We start from the raw sequence: 16,760 nt of genomic DNA, 5'->3' as shown, positions 1-16,760 counted from the left end.
GCGAGGAGAACAGGATGGTCAAACGTATAATCTATCCGCCCATGTGGCTGGTATTTGGTGTGTGCGCCATTTTTGCCTGCAACGAGTTCTACCCCGGGCCGCGCTTTACCAGCCATGCCAGCCAGGCGATTGGTGGTGTCCTCCTGCTGGCGGGGCTTGCCCTGCTGGTGGTCGCCGGTGGCCTGTTCAAGCGCGCGGGAACGGACCTGATCCCGTTCCGCACGGTGTCCGCGCTGGTGACCACTGGCGTCTATCGCTTCAGTCGCAACCCGATGTATCTGGGCATGGCGGCAATCCTCCTGGGCGTGGCGGTGACGGTGGGCGCGACAACGGCGCTGCTGGTGCCGCCGCTATTTATGGTCATTGTCGAATGGCGTTACATCCGGCCTGAAGAAGGCCTGCTCCGGAATCTCTTTCCCGAGGAGTATCCCGCCTACTGCGCGCGCGTACGGCGCTGGATCTAGGCGATTTCTGCTCAGGCACCCATGGCTTTCGCCCGCGCCTGCGTGGCCTCTGCATCGAAGGGCTTTTCTGTCCAGCCCTGCAGTTGTTCTTCTACCAGCGTCGCCAGCGCGTCTATGTGGCCCGCATCGCTGTTAAGGCAGGGAATGTAGTCGTAGCGTTCACCGCCTGCTTCCATGAAGTAGTGGCGATTCTCTACACCGATCTCCTCAATAGTCTCCAGGCAGTCCGCCGAGAAGCCCGGACAAATCACCTGCACTGACTTGACCCCCTGCGCGGGCAGTCCCTTGAGCGTTTCATCGGTATAGGGCTGCAGCCAGGGTTCACGGCCGAAGCGAGACTGGAAACAGGTCAGGTAGTCCCCCGCATCCAGTCGCAGCGCCTCCGCCAGCAGGCGGCTGGTCTTGTGGCAGTGGCAATGGTAGGGGTCGCCGTTGTGGAGGTAGCGCTCTGGCTCGCCGTGGTAGGACATGATCAGGCGGTCCGCACGACCATGCGCCTGCCAGTGCGCGCGCACGCTGGCGGCCAGCGCTTCAATGTAAGCCGGGTGGTCGTGATACTGCGCGACAAAACGCAGTTCAGGCAGCCAGCGCCGCTGACGAAAATCCGCGGCGAGCGCGTCGAAGGTGGACCCGGTGGTCGGTCCGCTGTACTGCGGGTAAAGCGGCAACACCACCAGTCGCTGTACGCCACGGTCAAAGAATGCCTGTAGCTGGCTGGAGATCGGGTGCGAGCCATAGCGCATGGCGAAATCCACCAAGACGCCGTCGCCGTGGGTTCTCTTCAGGACTTCGTGCAGGGCCCGGGCCTGGTCGCGCGTGTGCAGGAGCAGGGGTGAGCCCTCATCGGTCCAAACGGTGCGGTAGGCTTTGGCGGAGCGGGCCGGGCGCAGGTTCAGAATGATGCCGTGGAGGATGAAGAACCACAGCAGGCGCGGCACCTCTACTACCCGGGGGTCGGATAGAAATTCCCTGAGGTAGCGCCTGAGTGCGCCCTTTTCGGGGGCATCAGGCGTGCCAAGGTTGGTGATCAGTACGCCGATACGGGGCACCTGAGCGTGGTTGTAGTCGTGTTGTCCGCGGTATCGCATAGGGTGACATTATCCTGTGGGGGTGCCGGAAAGCCAAGCGGCACTGGCGGCTGCAAGGCTCAGCTGTCCTCTACGCAAACCATTCGTCGCTGGATTGATGCAGTTCATCGCTGCCGGGCCACTGCTCATCGAAAGCCCCTGTCGGGCGAACCCGGGTGCCTCTAATCTGTGTTCCATGGACAGCGCGGGAGACACCCAGCGGGTCCTCAAGCCCACTGACAAGGCCCCAATGGCCAGGAGAAGAACCATGCAATCACTTATCAACAAGACCGTCGTATCATTCGCTTTCGGTGTATTCAGCACGCTCGCCCTGTCGACGAACGCCGCCGACGCTCCCGAAAATACGCTGGTGCTGGCACAGGGCATGGAGGCCGCCTCAGCGCACGTTGCGCTTGGAGATCTTAACCTGGCGTCGGCCGAAGGTCAGCAAGCGCTGCACAACCGGATCAGTCAGGCAGCCCGCGCTGTGTGCGGCTCCACCGATTACCGTGTTGCCGGTGGTTTGCGCATGGCATCCAACAACCGTGCCTGCTACGAATCCGCGTTCGCCGAGGCCATGAGCCAGGTGGGTGCCGGCCGGTTTGCCAGCACGGTGCGCTGAGTCGTTCAACTCCTGCTACCCCTGGTGGGAGTCCCGGGGAGTCACCGCAAGGTGGCTCCCTTTTTTTTACAGCAGCGTATCGATCACGACACCGGCCAGAAACAGCGGCGTGAACTGGCGGGTATGCCGGAAGCAGGCAGCTGAGAACCACAGGGGCCACAGCGCAGGGGAATAGGCGGTTGGCCGCGCCGCTGGCTTCGCCGATCGCAGTGCGCGCAGGGTGCGCCGCAGCCGCGGCAGGCTGGCGAACACCAATAACAGTGGCCAACCGAAGGCCTGTGTCAGTACCAGCCCCAGGGTCAGTGCGTACTGGGCCAGCAGCAGGGCCGCGGTGACCCGCCGGGCTCGCTGTTCGCCCAGTAGCACCGGCAGTGTGTGCACACCTTTCTCACGGTCGGCGTCGAGTTTGTCGATGTGCTTGCCAAACAACACGGTAGTGGGCCCAAGCGCAAATACCAGGCTCAACCACGCCACCTCATTGCTCCACGCGCCCGTGACGATGTAGTAGGTGCCACCCACCATGAGTGGGCCCCATACGAGCAGCACGGCGGGCTCTCCAAGGCCGATATACTTGAGTGGCCAGGTGTAGAACAGGACGAAAAAGGCACCGGCGAGGAACAGCGCAAGCGCGGGGCCGCTGCGCGCAGTCACCAGCCACAGGCCCAGCGCCAGCGCCACCCCCGCGGTAAAGGCAAAATAACGCCAGAATTGCGCTTCGCTCATCAGCCCGTCTTCGAGTACATGTACGCCGTACTGATTGCGGTAGTAATTGCCGCGGTCAATGCCCCGGCGCGAATCGGTGTAGTCGTTGAGCAGGTTGTTGCTGGCATGGGCAAACAGCAGCCCGGTGGCGCAGGTTAACCAGAACAGTAAATCGAAACTGCCGGCGCGCCAGGCCAGTAAGCCGCCAAGCATGGCGGCGGTGAGCGTCATGAACAGTACCGACGCCCTGCAGGCTAGCAACCAGCGCGCCACGGGATCCAGTTGCGCCCACTGCTCGGTGGTGACACCGGGCATGCCGTTCAGGGCTGCCGCCCACAGTTTGAGGTTTACCACGTCGACAAGCCTTGCCCACCACTCTTCAGCCCGCAAGCATATCAGGCATTGTGGCGCCTGCGATGATAAGGTGTCGCCAATCGACCTGCAGCACACGGAGGCACTTGCCATGCAGCGAATAACGGCCATTGCGGCGCTTACCACAATTATGCTCAGCGGCGCGGCGCAAGCCGCAGGGGAGAGCAGCATGCTGACCCGCCTCGATCGCGAGCAGGCGCGCTATGCGGAGCTGGCGCTTACGATCTGGGACAAGGCCGAGCTGGGTTACGTGGAGAACGACAGCAGCACGTTGCTGCAGGACACACTGGCCCGTGAGGGGTTCACCGTAGAGACCGGGGTGGCGGGCCTGCCCACGGCCTTTGTGGCCAGCTACGGCAGTGGCAAACCGGTGATTGGCCTGCTGGCGGAGTTCGACGCGCTACCCGGGATTTCCCAGACAGCCGCCCCTGTGCGGGAAGCGGCAACCGACAAACACAGCGGCCACGCCTGCGGCCACCACCTGTTTGGTGCGGGTTCGGTAGCGGCCGCGGTGGCGGTGCGCCACTGGATGGAGGAAAACAATGTGAGCGGCACCGTCCGCCTCTACGGCACACCGGCGGAAGAAGGTGGGTCCGGCAAGGTGTATATGGTGCGTGCCGGCCTGTTTGAAGACGTGGATTCGGTGCTGGTGTGGCACCCGGCTGATCGCAACCAGGCCAACCCGTCCACAACACTCGCCAACAAGTCGGCCAAATTCCGTTTTCGTGGTGTGTCTTCCCACGCTGCAGTCGCCCCCGAACGGGGTCGCTCGGCACTCGACGGTGTGGAGGCGATGAATATGATGGCCAATATGTTGCGGGAACACATGCCGCAGGAAGTCCGCATGCACCACGTGATCACCAGCGGTGGCTCGGCGCCCAACGTGGTGCCGGATTTTGCGGAGTCATTCTATTACCTGCGCCATCCCGACGCCGCGACCCTGGAGGAACTGTGGGCGCGCCTGGTAGCGACGGCGGAGGGTGCCGCCGTGGGTACGGGCACGGAGATGAGCTACGAGGTGATTCACGGCAACCACAGCGTGCTTGCCAATGAAACGCTCGCCCGGGCCATGCATGATCGCCTGCAGCAGGTGGGCGGTGTGCAGTACAGTCCGAGTGACCTCGCGTTTGCCAACACCCTTGCCGAATCGCTTGCCCGCAGTGAAGGCGATCTCGCCGCCGCCGCGGCGCGCATAGAGCCCTTCGCGCCATCGCGCAGCATGGGCTCCACGGATGTGGGTGACGTCAGCTGGGTGGTGCCGACCACCGAGATGCGTGCGGCGACCTGGGTGCCCGGCACGGCGCCGCACACCTGGCAGGCCATTGCCGCTGGCGGCACTGACATTGGTGTCAAGGGCATGATGGTGGCGGCGAAGACCCTCGCGCTCACTGCTGCGGATCTGCTGCAGCAGCCCGAACTGCTGCGCGCGGCACGCAGTGAATTCGAGCAGCGCCGGGGCGCCGACTTCACCTATCGCCCGCTGCTCGGTGAACGCGAGCCGCCGCTCGATTACCGCAAGTAGGGCCACAGGCTGCAGTAGCCGCCGGGGCAAATGGTTGCATTGGAAACCTTTTGCCCCGGGCGTATACTCGGGGTCTGTTTTCGCTTGCAGGTAACCCATGTCACAGTCTCTTGCCCTGGCGCGATTTCTGCCCTACCGCTGTAACAGCCTGGCGCGCAAGATCAGCGTTTCCCTGTCACGTATTTATGCTGAGAAATATGGCCTCAGTATCCCGCAGTGGCGGGTGCTTGTTACGCTGGCAGAGTATGGCGAGCTGCAGGCCAGCCAGGTCACGGAGCTCACGAGTCTGGACAAGGTGCAGGTGTCGCGCGCGGTGGCGGGGCTCAGTGAGCGCGGCCTGCTGCGGCGGCGCAGTTCGGAGCGGGATAGTCGGGCAGCGCTGCTCTGTCTCAGTGACACCGGGCAGACACTGTTCCACCGTATCGAGCCGGAGGTCCTGGCCTGGGAGCAGGCGTTGTTGGCGCCGCTTGAGCCCGCGGAGCAGGAGGTGCTGTTTACGCTGATCGACCGGCTTGAGCTGCGGCTACAGGAAATGCGTCCGGTTGGCGATGCAACGACCGGCGCCGGGCGGTCCCCGTGACACAAGAGGAGGTGGTGGCCAGCCTGCCCGCCCATCTGCGGCCCTTTGTGCAGGTGCAGGACTACGCGCAGCGCTATACGGCACAGGATCAGGCCCTGTGGCGATTCATCATGCGGCATCTGGTACAACAGCTGCGTGTCACGGCCCACCCGGTCTACCTTGAGGGGCTCGCCCGCACCGGCATCGCGCTGGACCACATCCCCTCGATTGACGAAATGAATGCATGTCTGGCCCAGCTGGGCTGGCGAGCGGTGGTGGTTGACGGCTTTATCCCGCCCGCGATATTCATGGAATTTCAGGCGCTGCGCGTGCTGGTGATTGCGCTGGACATGCGCAGTGTCGACCACGTGTTCTACACCCCGGCGCCGGACATCGTGCACGAAGCGGCGGGACACGCGCCGTTTATTGTGGATGTCGACTACGCGGAGTTTCTGCAGCGTTTTGGTGAAGTCGGCATGCTGGCGATCGCGTCACAGCGCGATCACGCCCAGTATGAAGCGATCCGTAAATTGTCGATACTGAAGGAGACGCCGGGCGTGCCGGCCTCGGCTATCGCTGCCGCCGAGCAGGCGCTGACAGAGCTTCAGGAGGCTGGAGAGGCCCCTTCAGAGGCTGCCCTGCTGGCGCGTCTGCACTGGTGGACGGTGGAGTATGGCCTGGTGGGCGACCTTGCGGACTACCGTATTTTCGGTGCGGGCCTGCTGTCATCGCTGGGCGAGAGCAGGCACTGTCTGGACGATGCGCGGGTGCGCAAATTACCGCTCACGGTGGATGCTGTTGCTCGCCCTTACGACATCACCCGGGAACAGCCGCAGTTGTATGTGACTCGCAGTTGCCGGCATTTGAGCCAGGTGCTGGAGGAGTTTGCCGCTACCATGGCTTTTCGGGTAGGTGGTGCAGCCGCGCTGCGGCGGGCGATTGCCGCGGGTACCGTGTGCACGGCGACCTACGACAGTGGTGTTCAGGTCAGCGGCCGCTTCAACGCGTTGCTCTGTGACGCGGTCGGCCAGGCGATTTACCTGCAGTGTGAAGGGCCGAGCCAGCTGGCCTTCCGCGGCAGGGAAATCTACGGCCATGGCACCGCTGCGCACAGTGGTGGCTTCGGCTCGCCGGTGGGCAAACTGAAGGATTTCACCCGCTGCCTGTCCGAGTATTCGGTCGACGAGTTGCAGGCGCACGATATCCGCGTGGGTGAAAGGGTATGTCTGGAGTTCCTGTCGGGGATTACCGTGCGCGGCCATCTGCACCACGTGGTGCGTCAAGAGCACCGCAACCTTGTCCTGAGCTTCCTCGACTGTGCCGTGACTGATCTCCAGGGCAGTGTGTTGTTTGAGCCAGGCCAGGGGCGGTATGACATGGCGGTAGGCGGGGCGATCACAGCCCTTTCCGGCGGCAGTGCAGACCGCGAGAAATACCCGTTATACCAACCGGTTGCCAGTACGCACACGCAGCATGCGGCGACGGATCCGACGCTGGAGGCGGCCTACCAGGCCGTGTTGGCGCTGGGACAGCAAGGCAACGAAGCCGCCGCGGCGGCAGCGCTGGATGAGTGGCCGGATGACTGGCTGCTGCGGGTGGAGGTGCTGGCCCTCGGCGAACGGGCGCCTGCCGCATTATCAGCACGGGCGCAGCGAGAGCTGCAGGCCCTCGGCACACGGCGCGACGAGCTGCACGACGTGCTCGCTCTGATGCAGTAGTACGCTGCGCCCGCAGCGACAAACCTGTGTGGTGCGCGAGGCATGCATCCCGGCGGGGCTTCCCTTACTATACCGGCTCGCACAGACACTGCGCATGGAGAGAATGGATGCCACTGGATTTCGATGGCGCGCGACTGCCCAATCCTCACTGCGGCGAGGAGCACGAGGCCTGGCGCACGCAGCTGCGCCGCTTTATTGACAACGAGATCATGCCTTTTGCCGAGGACTGGGATGAAGCGGGTGAGATTCCCGCCGATCTGTGGCCCAAGGCGGCGGCGGTGGGTTTGCTGGGGCTGGGCTACCCTGAGGCCTATGGCGGCACCAGTGAAAGTATCGACAGCTGGCACGCCTGGATCACCCAGGAAGAGCTGGCGCGTATCGGCGCGGGGGGGATTCCCGCCAGCCTCATGGTGCACGGCATTGGTCTGCCCCCCGTACTGAACTGGGGTTCCGAGGAAATGAAACAGCGGGTGGCGCCACCGGTGCTCGCCGGCGAGAAGCATATCGCCCTCGGCATCACCGAGCCCGGTGGGGGATCGGATGTCGCCAGCCTTGCTACCACGGCGGTGCGGGACGGCGACACGTTCATCGTCAATGGCTCCAAAACCTATATCACCGGCGGCATGCGCGCAAACTGGGTGTCGACGGCGGTGCGTACGGGGGGTGAAGGCGCCAAGGGGGTGTCCATGCTGCTGATTCCCACGGACGCGGAAGGGTTCAGCCGCACGCCGCTCACCCGCAAGCAAGGTTGGTGGGCATCGGATACGGCGACGCTGTATTTCGACAATGTGCGCGTTCCCGTCGACCAGTTGATCGGCCCTGAAAACCAGGGCTTCTGGGTCATCATGACCAATTTCAACAGCGAGCGCATGGCGATGGCGGCGGGCATGGAAGCCATGGCCCGGGTCTGCCTGGAAGAAGCGGTGGCCTGGGCGCGAGAGCGGCGCACCTTTGGCAAGCGGCTGGCGGATCACCAGGTGATCCGGCATAAAATTGCCCAGATGAAGCAGAAAATCAACGCCACGCAGGCTTATATTCGCCTCTGTTACGAGTCGATAGAGACGGGCACGGCAAACCCGGGCGATATCGCCCTGCTCAAGGTGCAGGCCAGCGAGACCGTGGAGTTCTGCGCTCGTGAGGCGATGCAGATCCTGGGTGGCATCGGCTTTATGCGCGGTAGCCGCGTGGAACGGATTTACCGGGAAGTGCGGGTCAACGCCATTGGTGGCGGCTCGGAAGAAATCATGCGAGACCTGGCCGCGCGCCAGTACGGAGTCTGATATGAAATTGTGGCACTGTGGCGGGGCGCGCTCGCTGCGCCCCCTCTGGACGCTGGAAGAGTTGGGGCTGGACTACGAACTGGAGTTGCTGCCGTTTCCGCCCAGGGTGATGCAGCCTGACTATCTGCAGACAAACAGCCTTGGAACCGTTCCCTACTTTACCGATGGCGATACGGTGATGACGGAATCATCCGGCATCTGCCAGTACCTGGTGGATCGCTACGGGAATCACGGGCTGGGGCTGCGGCCAGAAGATCCGGAGTACGGCGCCTACCTGAACTGGCTGCATCACAGCGATGCCACGCTCACCTTCCCGCTGACCATCGCCCTGCGCTACTACTTCTTCGAGCCGGACCCGGCGAAACGGACGGTGGCAGATGACTACGCCAAGTGGTTCCGCGCCCGCCTGCGGCGCCTGGATGAGTGTGTTGAGCAGCAGGACTACCTGGTGGCCGGGCGCTTTACCATCGCGGACATCGCAGTTGGCTATGCCCTCTTTCTCGGACAGATGGTGCACCTCGACAAGTACTACAAGCCCGCCACCGCGGCCTATTTGCAGCGGCTGATGGCGCGCCCGGCGTTTCAGCGCGCCAATGCACACGGCGAACCGCTGGTCCTGCCCGATGTTGTGTGACGCGCAAACAATGACAAGGAGTGCTACGTGAGTCAGGTAAGCGAAGAGGAAAAGGCGGCGTTTCGCCAGCAGGTGGCAGCCTGGATGCAGGCCAACAAGCCCGCAGATCCTGGCTTCCTGCTGCCTCAGTCGTTCATGGAAGTGGGCAGTGAACAGCAGCTCGACTTCCTGCGCGAGTGGCAGCACAAAGTCTGGTCCGCGGGCTACCTGGGCATGGCCTGGCCGCGTGAATACGGGGGGCAGGGTGTAGACCCTGTGTTCCAGTCCATTGCTGATCAGGAAATGCGCCGCCACGCCGTGCCCATTTGCTTCAACGTAATTGGCCTGGGCTGGGCGGGGCCGTTGATCAACGATATCGGCACGGAGGCGGAAAAGGCGCGCTATCTGAAAGGTATCCTGACCGGTGAGGATATCTGGTGCCAGGGATTTTCCGAACCGGACCACGGCTCCGACCTGGGCAACGCGCAGCTGCGGGCCCGCCGTGACGGTGAAGAGTATGTGCTCAACGGCACCAAGATCTGGACCACCATGGGCAACTTCGCGAAGTACATGATCCTCCTTGCGCGCACGAATCCGGAAGCGGAGCGCAAGTACGACGGCTTGTCGTTTTTCCTTGCCCCTATGCAGGTGGCCGGTGTGGACCCGCGGCCGATACGCAAGCTCACCGGCGAGTACGGTTTCACGGAAACCTTCTTCACCGATGCGCGCATACCGGCCAGCTGCCGGATGGGCGAAGAAGGACAGGGCTGGAAAATCGCCATGAAGACCCTGCAATACGAGCGCGGCGCGGAAGCCGGCGCGGCGGGTGGCTTGGCGTTTGTGCGCATAGCGATCGACGACATGATAGCCGGGCTTGCGGATGTGGAACGGGACGGCGCACCGGCGCTGCAGGACCCTGCGATACGCGACCAGCTGGTACAGATGATCATGGAAGAGAAAGCGGTAGTGCTCGGTGATCGACGTGCGGCAATCGGGCCCCTGACGACGGATTATCCGTTCTCGCTGCCACTGTCGAACAAGTTGCGTTTTACCGAGAGCACCCGGCGCATGCGCCAGCTGGCGATCAACCTGCAGGGCGCGGATGGCGGTTTGTACGTGGGCGACGAGGGTGCTCGGGAGGGCGGTTTCTGGCAGCGGGCCTACCTGAACAGCTTTTCCGCCACCATTGGCGGTGGCACCAGCCAGGTACAGGCAAACATCATTGCAGAGCACATTCTGGGCTTGCCCAAGTGAGGAGAGATTGGTGTCGGTGATTGGCAATACAGCACTGCGTTTCAGCGAAGACCAGGCGATGATCATGGATGTGGCCCGGGCCTTCTGCGCCGACCGCTCACCCATGGCCAGCGTGCGTGCGTTACTGGAGTCGGACGCCGGCTTCGACCCCGCCGTCTGGCAGGAAATGGTGGACATGGGATGGCCCGGTATGACCCTGCCGGAAGCGCTGGGCGGCGCCGGGCTCGGCGTTGCGGCCGCCGTGCCGGTATTCGAGGCAATGGGGCGCTCCCTGTTGGGCGGCCCCCTTATGGCGAGCCTGCTGGCAGGTCAGCTGCTGCTGCGGGCGCAGGTGGGGAACGCGGCTGACAACGCGCTGCTGGCGATTGCCGCCGGTGCGCCTGCGACGATCGCGCTGCTCGACAGCGCTGACTGGGGCGCTGAACGTATCCGCTGCGAGCTGCAGGATGGTGTGCTGCGCGGTGTTAAGCAGCAGGTGTTGGAGGCGGCGGCAGCCGAGTGGTTTGTGGTGGTGGCGCAGGAGCATAACGCGCCCGTGCTGGCAGTGGTGCCGGCCACTGCAGTCGCGCCGGCCGTGCGGCGTGATCACGTGCTGATTGATGCCACGCGCCGCGCCCAGTCTATCGATTTCACCGGTATCCAGGTGAGTGAGGAGGCTGTACTGCGCGGCCCAGCGGTTGCCAGTGCCCTGCGCGATGTGCGTCTGATGGGCGCCCTGCTGCTGGCGGCGGAGGCGGGTGGCAGTGCCGCCAGCTGCCTCGATACCACGGTCGATTACCTGAAGACGCGCAAGCAGTTCGGCAAACTTATCGGGTCCTACCAGGCCCTGAAACATCCCTGTGTGGATATTCTGATGGCGGTGGATTCAACGCGGTCTTTTGTCTACCACGCTGCGACCCTGCTGGGAGAAGACGCGCTGGATACTGACGCGGAAATAGCCTGCCGCATGGCCAAGGCGCAGGCTACTGAAACCCTGAAATACGCCGGTGACCGCGCCGTGCAGTTTCATGGCGGTATGGGGTTTACCTGGGAGTGCGATGCCCAGCTCTACCTGCGCCGCGCACAATGGGTGCAGCAGGCCTTTGGTGACGCCCCGCATCACCGGAAAAGACTAGCCGAGTTGTTGCTTGACCGCTGAGGCCGGCGGCGGCCCGCAACGTTGCCGGCAGTCCGGTAGGCCAGGTATGACGTATTACGCCCATGAGTAAACGCAAACCTACATCGTCAATTCGTAGCGGGGGCATGGGTCGCGGCCTGGCAATGTCGCTGGCGGGGTTGCGAGCCGGGGGCGCCTTCGCCCTCGATGGCGCGCTGGCGCGCCTGCGCCCGGGCAGTGATGCGCAAGCGGAAGCCGGCGACTCCGAGTTCCTGCGCCGCGAGGCCCGCCGGTTTGTTGCCGAGCTGGGGCGGCTCAAGGGCACCTATGTGAAGATTGGCCAGATGTTCGCACTGCTGGGGGAGCACTTTCTGCCCCGTGCGCTGACGGATGCCCTGCAGGAGCTGAATGCTGCCACCGAACCGCTGCCCTGGGCTGAGATCGAGCCCGCGCTGCGCGCCAGTCTCGGTGTGCGCCTGGATGAGCTTGAGGTCGAGCATGAGGCACTGGCTGCCGCTTCCCTGGCCCAGGTGCATCGTGCAACGGTGCGCGCAAGCGGCGAGCGCATCTGCCTCAAGGTGCAGTATCCCGGCCTGCGCGATGTGATCGACAGCGATTTCGACACCGTGGTGCGCATGTTGCTGCTGGCGCGCTGGTTACCGGCGGGACGTCAGCTGGATGACTGGCTGGAGGCCATGCGTCAGCACCTGCACCATGAAATTGACTACCAGCGCGAAGCCCGCCTGGGCGATCTGATGGCGGGCCATGTGAACGCAACGGGTGCCGCCCCCGGCGGTTGTCCCTATCATGTCCCCCGGCGCCATGCGCGTTACTGCGCCAGTGACGTTCTGGCGCTGGAGTATATCGACGGCCATCTGGTGACGGATGCGGCGGTGAGCAGGCTGTCGCAGAGCCGGCGCAACGCGCTGGGCCGCGGTATGCTTGATCTGTTCTTTCGCGAACTTTATTCCTGGGGCCTGCTACAGACCGACCCGAATTTCGGCAATTACCTGATTCGCCGTGAGGCGCGCAGCGACCAGTTGGTGCTGCTGGACTTCGGCTCCACGCTGGAGTGCGAAGCACACTTCCTGCAGCACCTGGGCGGGGCGATTGCCGCCGGTCTGGAGCAGGATCGGGAGGCCTTGCTCGACAGCCTCATTGGCCTGGGGTGTTTGAACGAAGCGAGCAGCGCCTACGCGCGGGATACGTTTATCGATTTCTGTTTTGCCCTGCTGGAGCCGCTGCGCCCCCCCGCCCAACTCCCCGCGGAGTACCTCAACGCGGAGGGCGATTACTGCTGGGGTCGTTCGCAGTTGTTGCGCCGCGCGGGTAAACGCGCCGCCAGTTCAGCCGCATCGCTGGATTTTGCCACCCCCTCCCGTGATTTTGCCCTCATCGCCCGCAAGCTCACCGGGGTGTTTACGTTCATTGCGGTGCTCGACGCACAGTTCAACGGGCACGCACTGGTGGCCCCGCATATCGCGCGCTGGCGCCGGGGGGTCGCATGACGGATCGCGACAAGGAACGCCCGGTGCCAGCGGGCCGCCTGCGCCGTCTGGCTGGCATGGCGCGTCTCGCCGGCGGTGTCGCGGGTGGCATGCTGGCGGAGGGCGAGCGCCAGCTGCGCGCTGGCAAGCGCCCCAAGGTGCGCGACATGCTACTGACGCCGGGCAACGCGCGCCGCGTAACCCGTGAACTTTCACGCATGCGTGGCGCGGCGATGAAACTGGGGCAGATTCTGTCCATGGATACCGGTGACTTGCTGCCCCGGGAACTCGCGGAAATCCTTGCACGGCTACGCGCCGATGCGGATGCCATGCCGCGCCAGCAACTCGAAGCCGCGTTGCAGGGTGCCTACGGCAAGCGCTGGGACCCCGCCCTGTACGATTTCCAATGGCAACCTCTGGCGGCGGCATCCATCGGGCAGGTACACCGGATTCGCGCACCCGACGGGCGCCAGGCAGTACTCAAGATCCAGTATCCGGGTGTGGCAGACAGCATCGATAGTGATGTCGATAACGTGGCGAGCCTGCTGCGCATGACCGGCCTGCTGCCCCGGCAGCTCGATATCGAACCGCTGCTGGTGGACGTGCGGGCCCAGTTGCGGGAAGAGGCGGATTACCTGCGCGAAGCGAAGTTCCTGCAGCGTTTCCGCGAGGCCCTGGCGCACGATGAACGCTTCGTGCTGCCCGAGGTGCTACCCGAGTTGACCCGGCGCACGGTGCTGGCGATGACCTATGTGGCGGGGGAACCCATCGAGACCCTGGCGTTGCAGCCTGCCGAGGAGCGCGACCGGGTGATGACGGCTTTGATCGAGCTGCTGCTTACAGAGTTGTTCTCCCTGCGCCTGGTGCAAACCGATCCCAACTTTGCCAATTACCGCTACCGCGCCAGCGATGGTGCGATCGTCCTGCTCGACTTCGGCGCCACCCGGCGTTTTCGCGCCGGCTTCGTGCGCGACTACGGCAAATTGGCCGCCGCAGCCATGGCTGAGGACCGCGAGGGTCTGGCGCGGGCGGCTGAGCGGGTGGGATATGCCATGGGGGACCCCGGCTCTCACTACCGCGAGTTGGTGCTGGACATGCTGCTCCTGGCGCTTGAGCCCCTGCGGCACCCGGGTGCCTATGACTTTGGTGCCTCGGATATGCCGGCGCGGCTGATGGAGCTGGGCCAGTCGGTTTCAGGGTTTCGCGACTTCTGGCAGGCGCCACCGACCGACGCCATCTACTTCCATCGCAAGTTGGGTGGCCTGTTTATGCTCGCGCACCGGCTAAAGGCTCGCGTCGATGTGGCGTTAGCGTTCATTCCAAGACGTAGTTGACTCACCTCACATCACGAAGGGGCCGCAGTAATCCCGGCGAGATCTTATACTGTTTCCTGCCGTCCTCGCCCAGCACGATCACGGTCTTGCGGTTGATCTTGGTAACGATACCCATGGTGGGGCCCTCTTGGGCCTCGAAGGACACCTTCTGACCCACTCGCAACTGCCTCAAGGCCTGTAGGGTTTCTCGGTCCTGCAGTTCATCAATACGCCGGCAGATCATGCGGTTCAGTTCCAGCAACTGATCGATGCTCATATCTTCAATACGCACGGATGAGTTCCTCCGGCTCGCTCGCTTGCCTCTGTGGGTGACGCGGGTCGACCAGGGACCTCAGTGGCTGGTCGGCGAACCGCAGTTTCCAGCGCCGTGGCGTCAAGTCGGCCACCTCACTGGCCGGGTGCTGGCTGATGCGTTGCAGTACATCCACCAGGTAGGTATACGGATTCACGTCATGCAGCCTGCAGGTACTGATCAGACTCTGGATGATACCCAGGTGCTCGGCACCGAGTTCGGTCCAGCAAAAAATCCAATTTTTCCTCCCCAGAGGAATCGGGCGCAGGGCCCGCTCCAGGTGGTTGGTATCCGGCTGGACATCCGGGTCTTCCAGGAAGACCGTCAAGCTGCTTTCGCGACTGAGCACATAATTCAGGGCTTTGGTCAGTGCGTCACTCGGCAGTAAGCCACCACTTTCCAGCTGCTCCCGGCACCAGTCGAAGAAGCCACTGACCACCGGCTTGGAGTGTTCGAGCCGATACTGGCGCTTCTTTTCATCCGTCAGCTGCCGATCCCGGATAACCGTTTCGTTCTGGTACAGCTTGGCAATCTGCTGAAGGGCTTCGGTGGCCTTCTCCGGGTGCTCATCCTGGGCCTCAATGAAGTAACGGCGACTGTGCACCCAGCATTGTGCGTGGGTGATGGTGGCCTGCTGTTCGGCATACCGGGCGTAGGCGGCATAGCCGTCGCTGAGCAGTGTGCCAGTGAACTGGGTGCCCAGTATCTGCTCGATGTGTGCGCGGCCCCGACTGTTCGAGTACGTGAACACCACCTCATCGGCATCGCCGTACAGCGGCCAGAACCAGCCGGATTTCATTTTGCCTTTTCTGGGTCCCACCCGACCTTGGTGGCCGGCCTTGATGGGCGTTTCATCCATGGCCAGTACCCGGCTGCGCAGCACGTTATCAGTCTGGGAATCAACCACCGGCCGCAGCAGGTCGATGGCGCGCTTAACCAGATTGGTCAGTGTGCTTCGGCTGAGGGTGATACCTGCCTGCTGGATGCGCTGGTGCTGGCGATACAGCGGCAGGTGGAACTGGAACTTGTCCACCAACAGCCCGGCCAGCAGGCTGACATCAGCCAGGCTGTTGTCCAGGACATTGAACGGCGCAGGTGTGGTGACCGGCTTGTTGTCTGCACCTTTGCGCCGGAACACCGGGCGTTCGTGCTGGAGTACCACATAACAGCTCCGCTGGGCCAGCCGGTAGGTGGTCTTGGTACCGATAACATCGTACTGGTCGGCATCTGGTCCGGTTAGCTCTGGCGGCAGTTGCTGGATAACTTCAACCGGCACCTCGGCGGTAAAGCGCAAGCCGGTGTCATTCAGGCAGTCGTCGTCTCGCTGCTTCTTGCCAGTGCCGCGCTGATACGCACGCACCGGGCGCGGTTCATTCTCGGTCGGCGTTTCCGGCAAGGGCGCCTCATCCCGCTGAAACAGACTGTCTTGTCCCGGCAGGTCGTACACCTGCTTCTCGGATTTTGGACCGAACAACTGCTTTTTGAACCAGCTCAGCTGGCGGGTCAACTGCCGGAGGGCTTCGGACTGGGCTGCCAACTGCTCGCGCAGCGCGGCATTCTCTTCGGTCAGTGCCGAGTAGGAAGGCGCGTTGGAATGCGGTGCGTAAGCCGTTGAATTCATGGCGTATATTATACCTGAAGCCAACGCGCTATACGCGCCGAAAACGCTTGTACTGACGATATTTTTGCACCTCGATACCATCGATTAGCAGCTGCAAATCTGTCAGGGTCAAAGCCCGCTGACCGGAAGTGGACGAGGGAACCCGGAACTGTCCCTGCTCCAGACGCTTGGCCCACAGGCAATAGCCGGTGGCAGCAAAGTACAGCATTTTCATCTGGGTCTTGCGGCGATTGACGAAGACAAAATACTGGCCGCTGAGCGGATCGTGCTGAAGCTGGTTGCGCACCATTGCGCTCAGGCCGCGGAAGGATTTGCGCATGTCGGCGGGCTCCGTACACAGCCAGATCCTGGTCTGACTATCGAGCCCGATCATCCGCCTTGGCTCAATCGCAGTTCAACACCATTACCGAGGCTGAGCACGATGTGCCAGCTCGGACCAGAAGCGTTCGGCGCGTCCATCAATAATGAAGACAGGTCCAGAAAGCCGGGATCACTGGCACTCGACGCTTCGGATCTCTGCTGCAGCGACGTACCGGACAGATGCGTGCGCCACTTGCGAAAGCTGGCATAGCCGATGCCATGCTGCTGACAAAATTTCAGAGTTGACAAGCCGCTATCATGCTGCTGGTCAACTAAGGCCTGCCACTGCGCTGCCGTACGATGTTTGCTCATGGAGGTAACCTCATGTGGGTGGATGTGAGGTTACTGTAGGGAGAAATTCAGCGCGGTGGCAGAACGTCCTGGAATGAACGGTTAC

17 protein-coding genes are annotated in these 16,760 nt (G+C 63.1%); 11 read left to right on the top strand and 6 right to left on the bottom strand.

Going from position 1 to position 16,760, the window contains the following annotated elements; all coding sequences use genetic code 11:
• The first annotated feature begins 14 nt into the window (after nt 1-14).
• On the top strand, nt 15-464 hold the full coding sequence (locus tag G533_RS0116385) for a methyltransferase family protein (RefSeq protein ID WP_035528612.1): 450 nt from the start codon (nt 15-17) through the stop codon (nt 462-464).
• Nucleotides 465-475: 11 nt separating this feature from the next.
• On the opposite strand, the gene hemH is transcribed toward G533_RS0116385, so the two are convergent.
• Nucleotides 476-1,552 carry a ferrochelatase gene (hemH, locus tag G533_RS0116380; RefSeq protein ID WP_027950900.1) on the bottom strand — a complete coding sequence of 359 codons (1,077 nt, stop codon included), beginning with the start codon at nt 1,550-1,552 and terminating at the stop codon, nt 476-478.
• Nucleotides 1,553-1,799: 247 nt separating this feature from the next.
• On the opposite strand from hemH, the gene G533_RS22415 reads away from it, so the two are divergent.
• A complete protein-coding gene (locus G533_RS22415; RefSeq protein ID WP_051230512.1) occupies nt 1,800-2,153 on the top strand; it encodes a UrcA family protein in 354 nt (117 codons plus the stop codon).
• Nucleotides 2,154-2,219: 66 nt separating this feature from the next.
• Here G533_RS22415 and G533_RS0116370 read toward each other — a convergent pair whose 3' ends face one another.
• Nucleotides 2,220-3,209, bottom strand: coding sequence for a prenyltransferase (locus tag G533_RS0116370; RefSeq protein WP_027950899.1), 990 nt, complete (start codon nt 3,207-3,209; stop codon nt 2,220-2,222).
• Nucleotides 3,210-3,318: 109 nt separating this feature from the next.
• On the opposite strand from G533_RS0116370, the gene G533_RS0116365 reads away from it, so the two are divergent.
• The 9 genes from G533_RS0116365 (at nt 3,319) to G533_RS0116325 (ending at nt 14,090) form a co-directional block, all read left to right on the top strand.
• Nucleotides 3,319-4,749, top strand: coding sequence for an amidohydrolase (locus tag G533_RS0116365; RefSeq protein ID WP_027950898.1), 1,431 nt, complete (start codon nt 3,319-3,321; stop codon nt 4,747-4,749).
• A gap of 97 nt (nt 4,750-4,846) precedes the next feature.
• Nucleotides 4,847-5,329, top strand: a complete 483-nt coding sequence (locus G533_RS22410) for a MarR family winged helix-turn-helix transcriptional regulator (protein ID WP_051230510.1) — start codon at nt 4,847-4,849, stop codon at nt 5,327-5,329.
• Nucleotides 5,326-7,026, top strand: coding sequence for an aromatic amino acid hydroxylase (locus G533_RS0116355; RefSeq protein WP_027950897.1), 1,701 nt, complete (start codon nt 5,326-5,328; stop codon nt 7,024-7,026). The genes G533_RS22410 and G533_RS0116355 overlap by 4 nt, the downstream gene beginning before the upstream one ends.
• 107 nt (nt 7,027-7,133) lie before the next feature.
• Entirely contained in the window at nt 7,134-8,306 is a 1,173-nt protein-coding gene (locus G533_RS0116350; RefSeq protein ID WP_027950896.1) for an acyl-CoA dehydrogenase family protein, read from the top strand.
• 1 nt (nt 8,307) lies between these two features.
• On the top strand, nt 8,308-8,940 hold the full coding sequence (locus tag G533_RS0116345) for a glutathione S-transferase family protein (RefSeq protein ID WP_027950895.1): 633 nt from the start codon (nt 8,308-8,310) through the stop codon (nt 8,938-8,940).
• Between the two features lie 84 nt (nt 8,941-9,024).
• Nucleotides 9,025-10,173 carry an acyl-CoA dehydrogenase family protein gene (locus tag G533_RS0116340; RefSeq protein ID WP_051230522.1) on the top strand — a complete coding sequence of 383 codons (1,149 nt, stop codon included), beginning with the start codon at nt 9,025-9,027 and terminating at the stop codon, nt 10,171-10,173.
• A gap of 10 nt (nt 10,174-10,183) precedes the next feature.
• The gene (locus tag G533_RS0116335; protein WP_338035410.1) at nt 10,184-11,311 is read left to right on the top strand and encodes an acyl-CoA dehydrogenase family protein; all 1,128 of its coding nucleotides are present in this window, start codon (nt 10,184-10,186) and stop codon (nt 11,309-11,311) included.
• A gap of 62 nt (nt 11,312-11,373) precedes the next feature.
• Complete coding sequence (locus G533_RS0116330) at nt 11,374-12,777, top strand: ABC1 kinase family protein (RefSeq protein ID WP_027950892.1); 1,404 nt, start codon at nt 11,374-11,376, stop codon at nt 12,775-12,777.
• On the top strand, nt 12,774-14,090 hold the full coding sequence (locus G533_RS0116325) for an ABC1 kinase family protein (RefSeq protein WP_027950891.1): 1,317 nt from the start codon (nt 12,774-12,776) through the stop codon (nt 14,088-14,090). Before G533_RS0116330 ends, G533_RS0116325 begins: the two co-directional genes overlap by 4 nt.
• Before the next feature lies 1 nt (nt 14,091).
• Here G533_RS0116325 and G533_RS0116320 read toward each other — a convergent pair whose 3' ends face one another.
• The 4 genes from G533_RS0116320 to tnpA are packed head-to-tail and all read right to left on the bottom strand — an operon-like array spanning nt 14,092 to nt 16,675.
• Nucleotides 14,092-14,361 carry a hypothetical protein gene (locus G533_RS0116320; RefSeq protein WP_027950890.1) on the bottom strand — a complete coding sequence of 90 codons (270 nt, stop codon included), beginning with the start codon at nt 14,359-14,361 and terminating at the stop codon, nt 14,092-14,094.
• Nucleotides 14,351-16,003, bottom strand: a complete 1,653-nt coding sequence (tnpC, locus tag G533_RS0116315; RefSeq protein ID WP_205622641.1) for an IS66 family transposase — start codon at nt 16,001-16,003, stop codon at nt 14,351-14,353. The genes G533_RS0116320 and tnpC overlap by 11 nt, the downstream gene beginning before the upstream one ends.
• A 28-nt stretch (nt 16,004-16,031) precedes the next feature.
• Nucleotides 16,032-16,376, bottom strand: a complete 345-nt coding sequence (gene tnpB, locus G533_RS0116310) for an IS66 family insertion sequence element accessory protein TnpB (RefSeq protein ID WP_027950888.1) — start codon at nt 16,374-16,376, stop codon at nt 16,032-16,034.
• Nucleotides 16,373-16,675 carry an IS66 family insertion sequence element accessory protein TnpA gene (gene tnpA, locus G533_RS0116305; protein WP_027950887.1) on the bottom strand — a complete coding sequence of 101 codons (303 nt, stop codon included), beginning with the start codon at nt 16,673-16,675 and terminating at the stop codon, nt 16,373-16,375. Before tnpA ends, tnpB begins: the two co-directional genes overlap by 4 nt.
• Nucleotides 16,676-16,760 lie beyond the last annotated feature (85 nt).

Origin of the sequence: Haliea salexigens DSM 19537 (assembly GCF_000423125.1) — a bacterium.
Taxonomy (GTDB): Bacteria; Pseudomonadota; Gammaproteobacteria; order Pseudomonadales; family Halieaceae; genus Haliea; species Haliea salexigens.
Note: the sequence above shows the minus strand (reverse complement) of the source record. Positions and strands in the feature narration are given on the sequence as shown.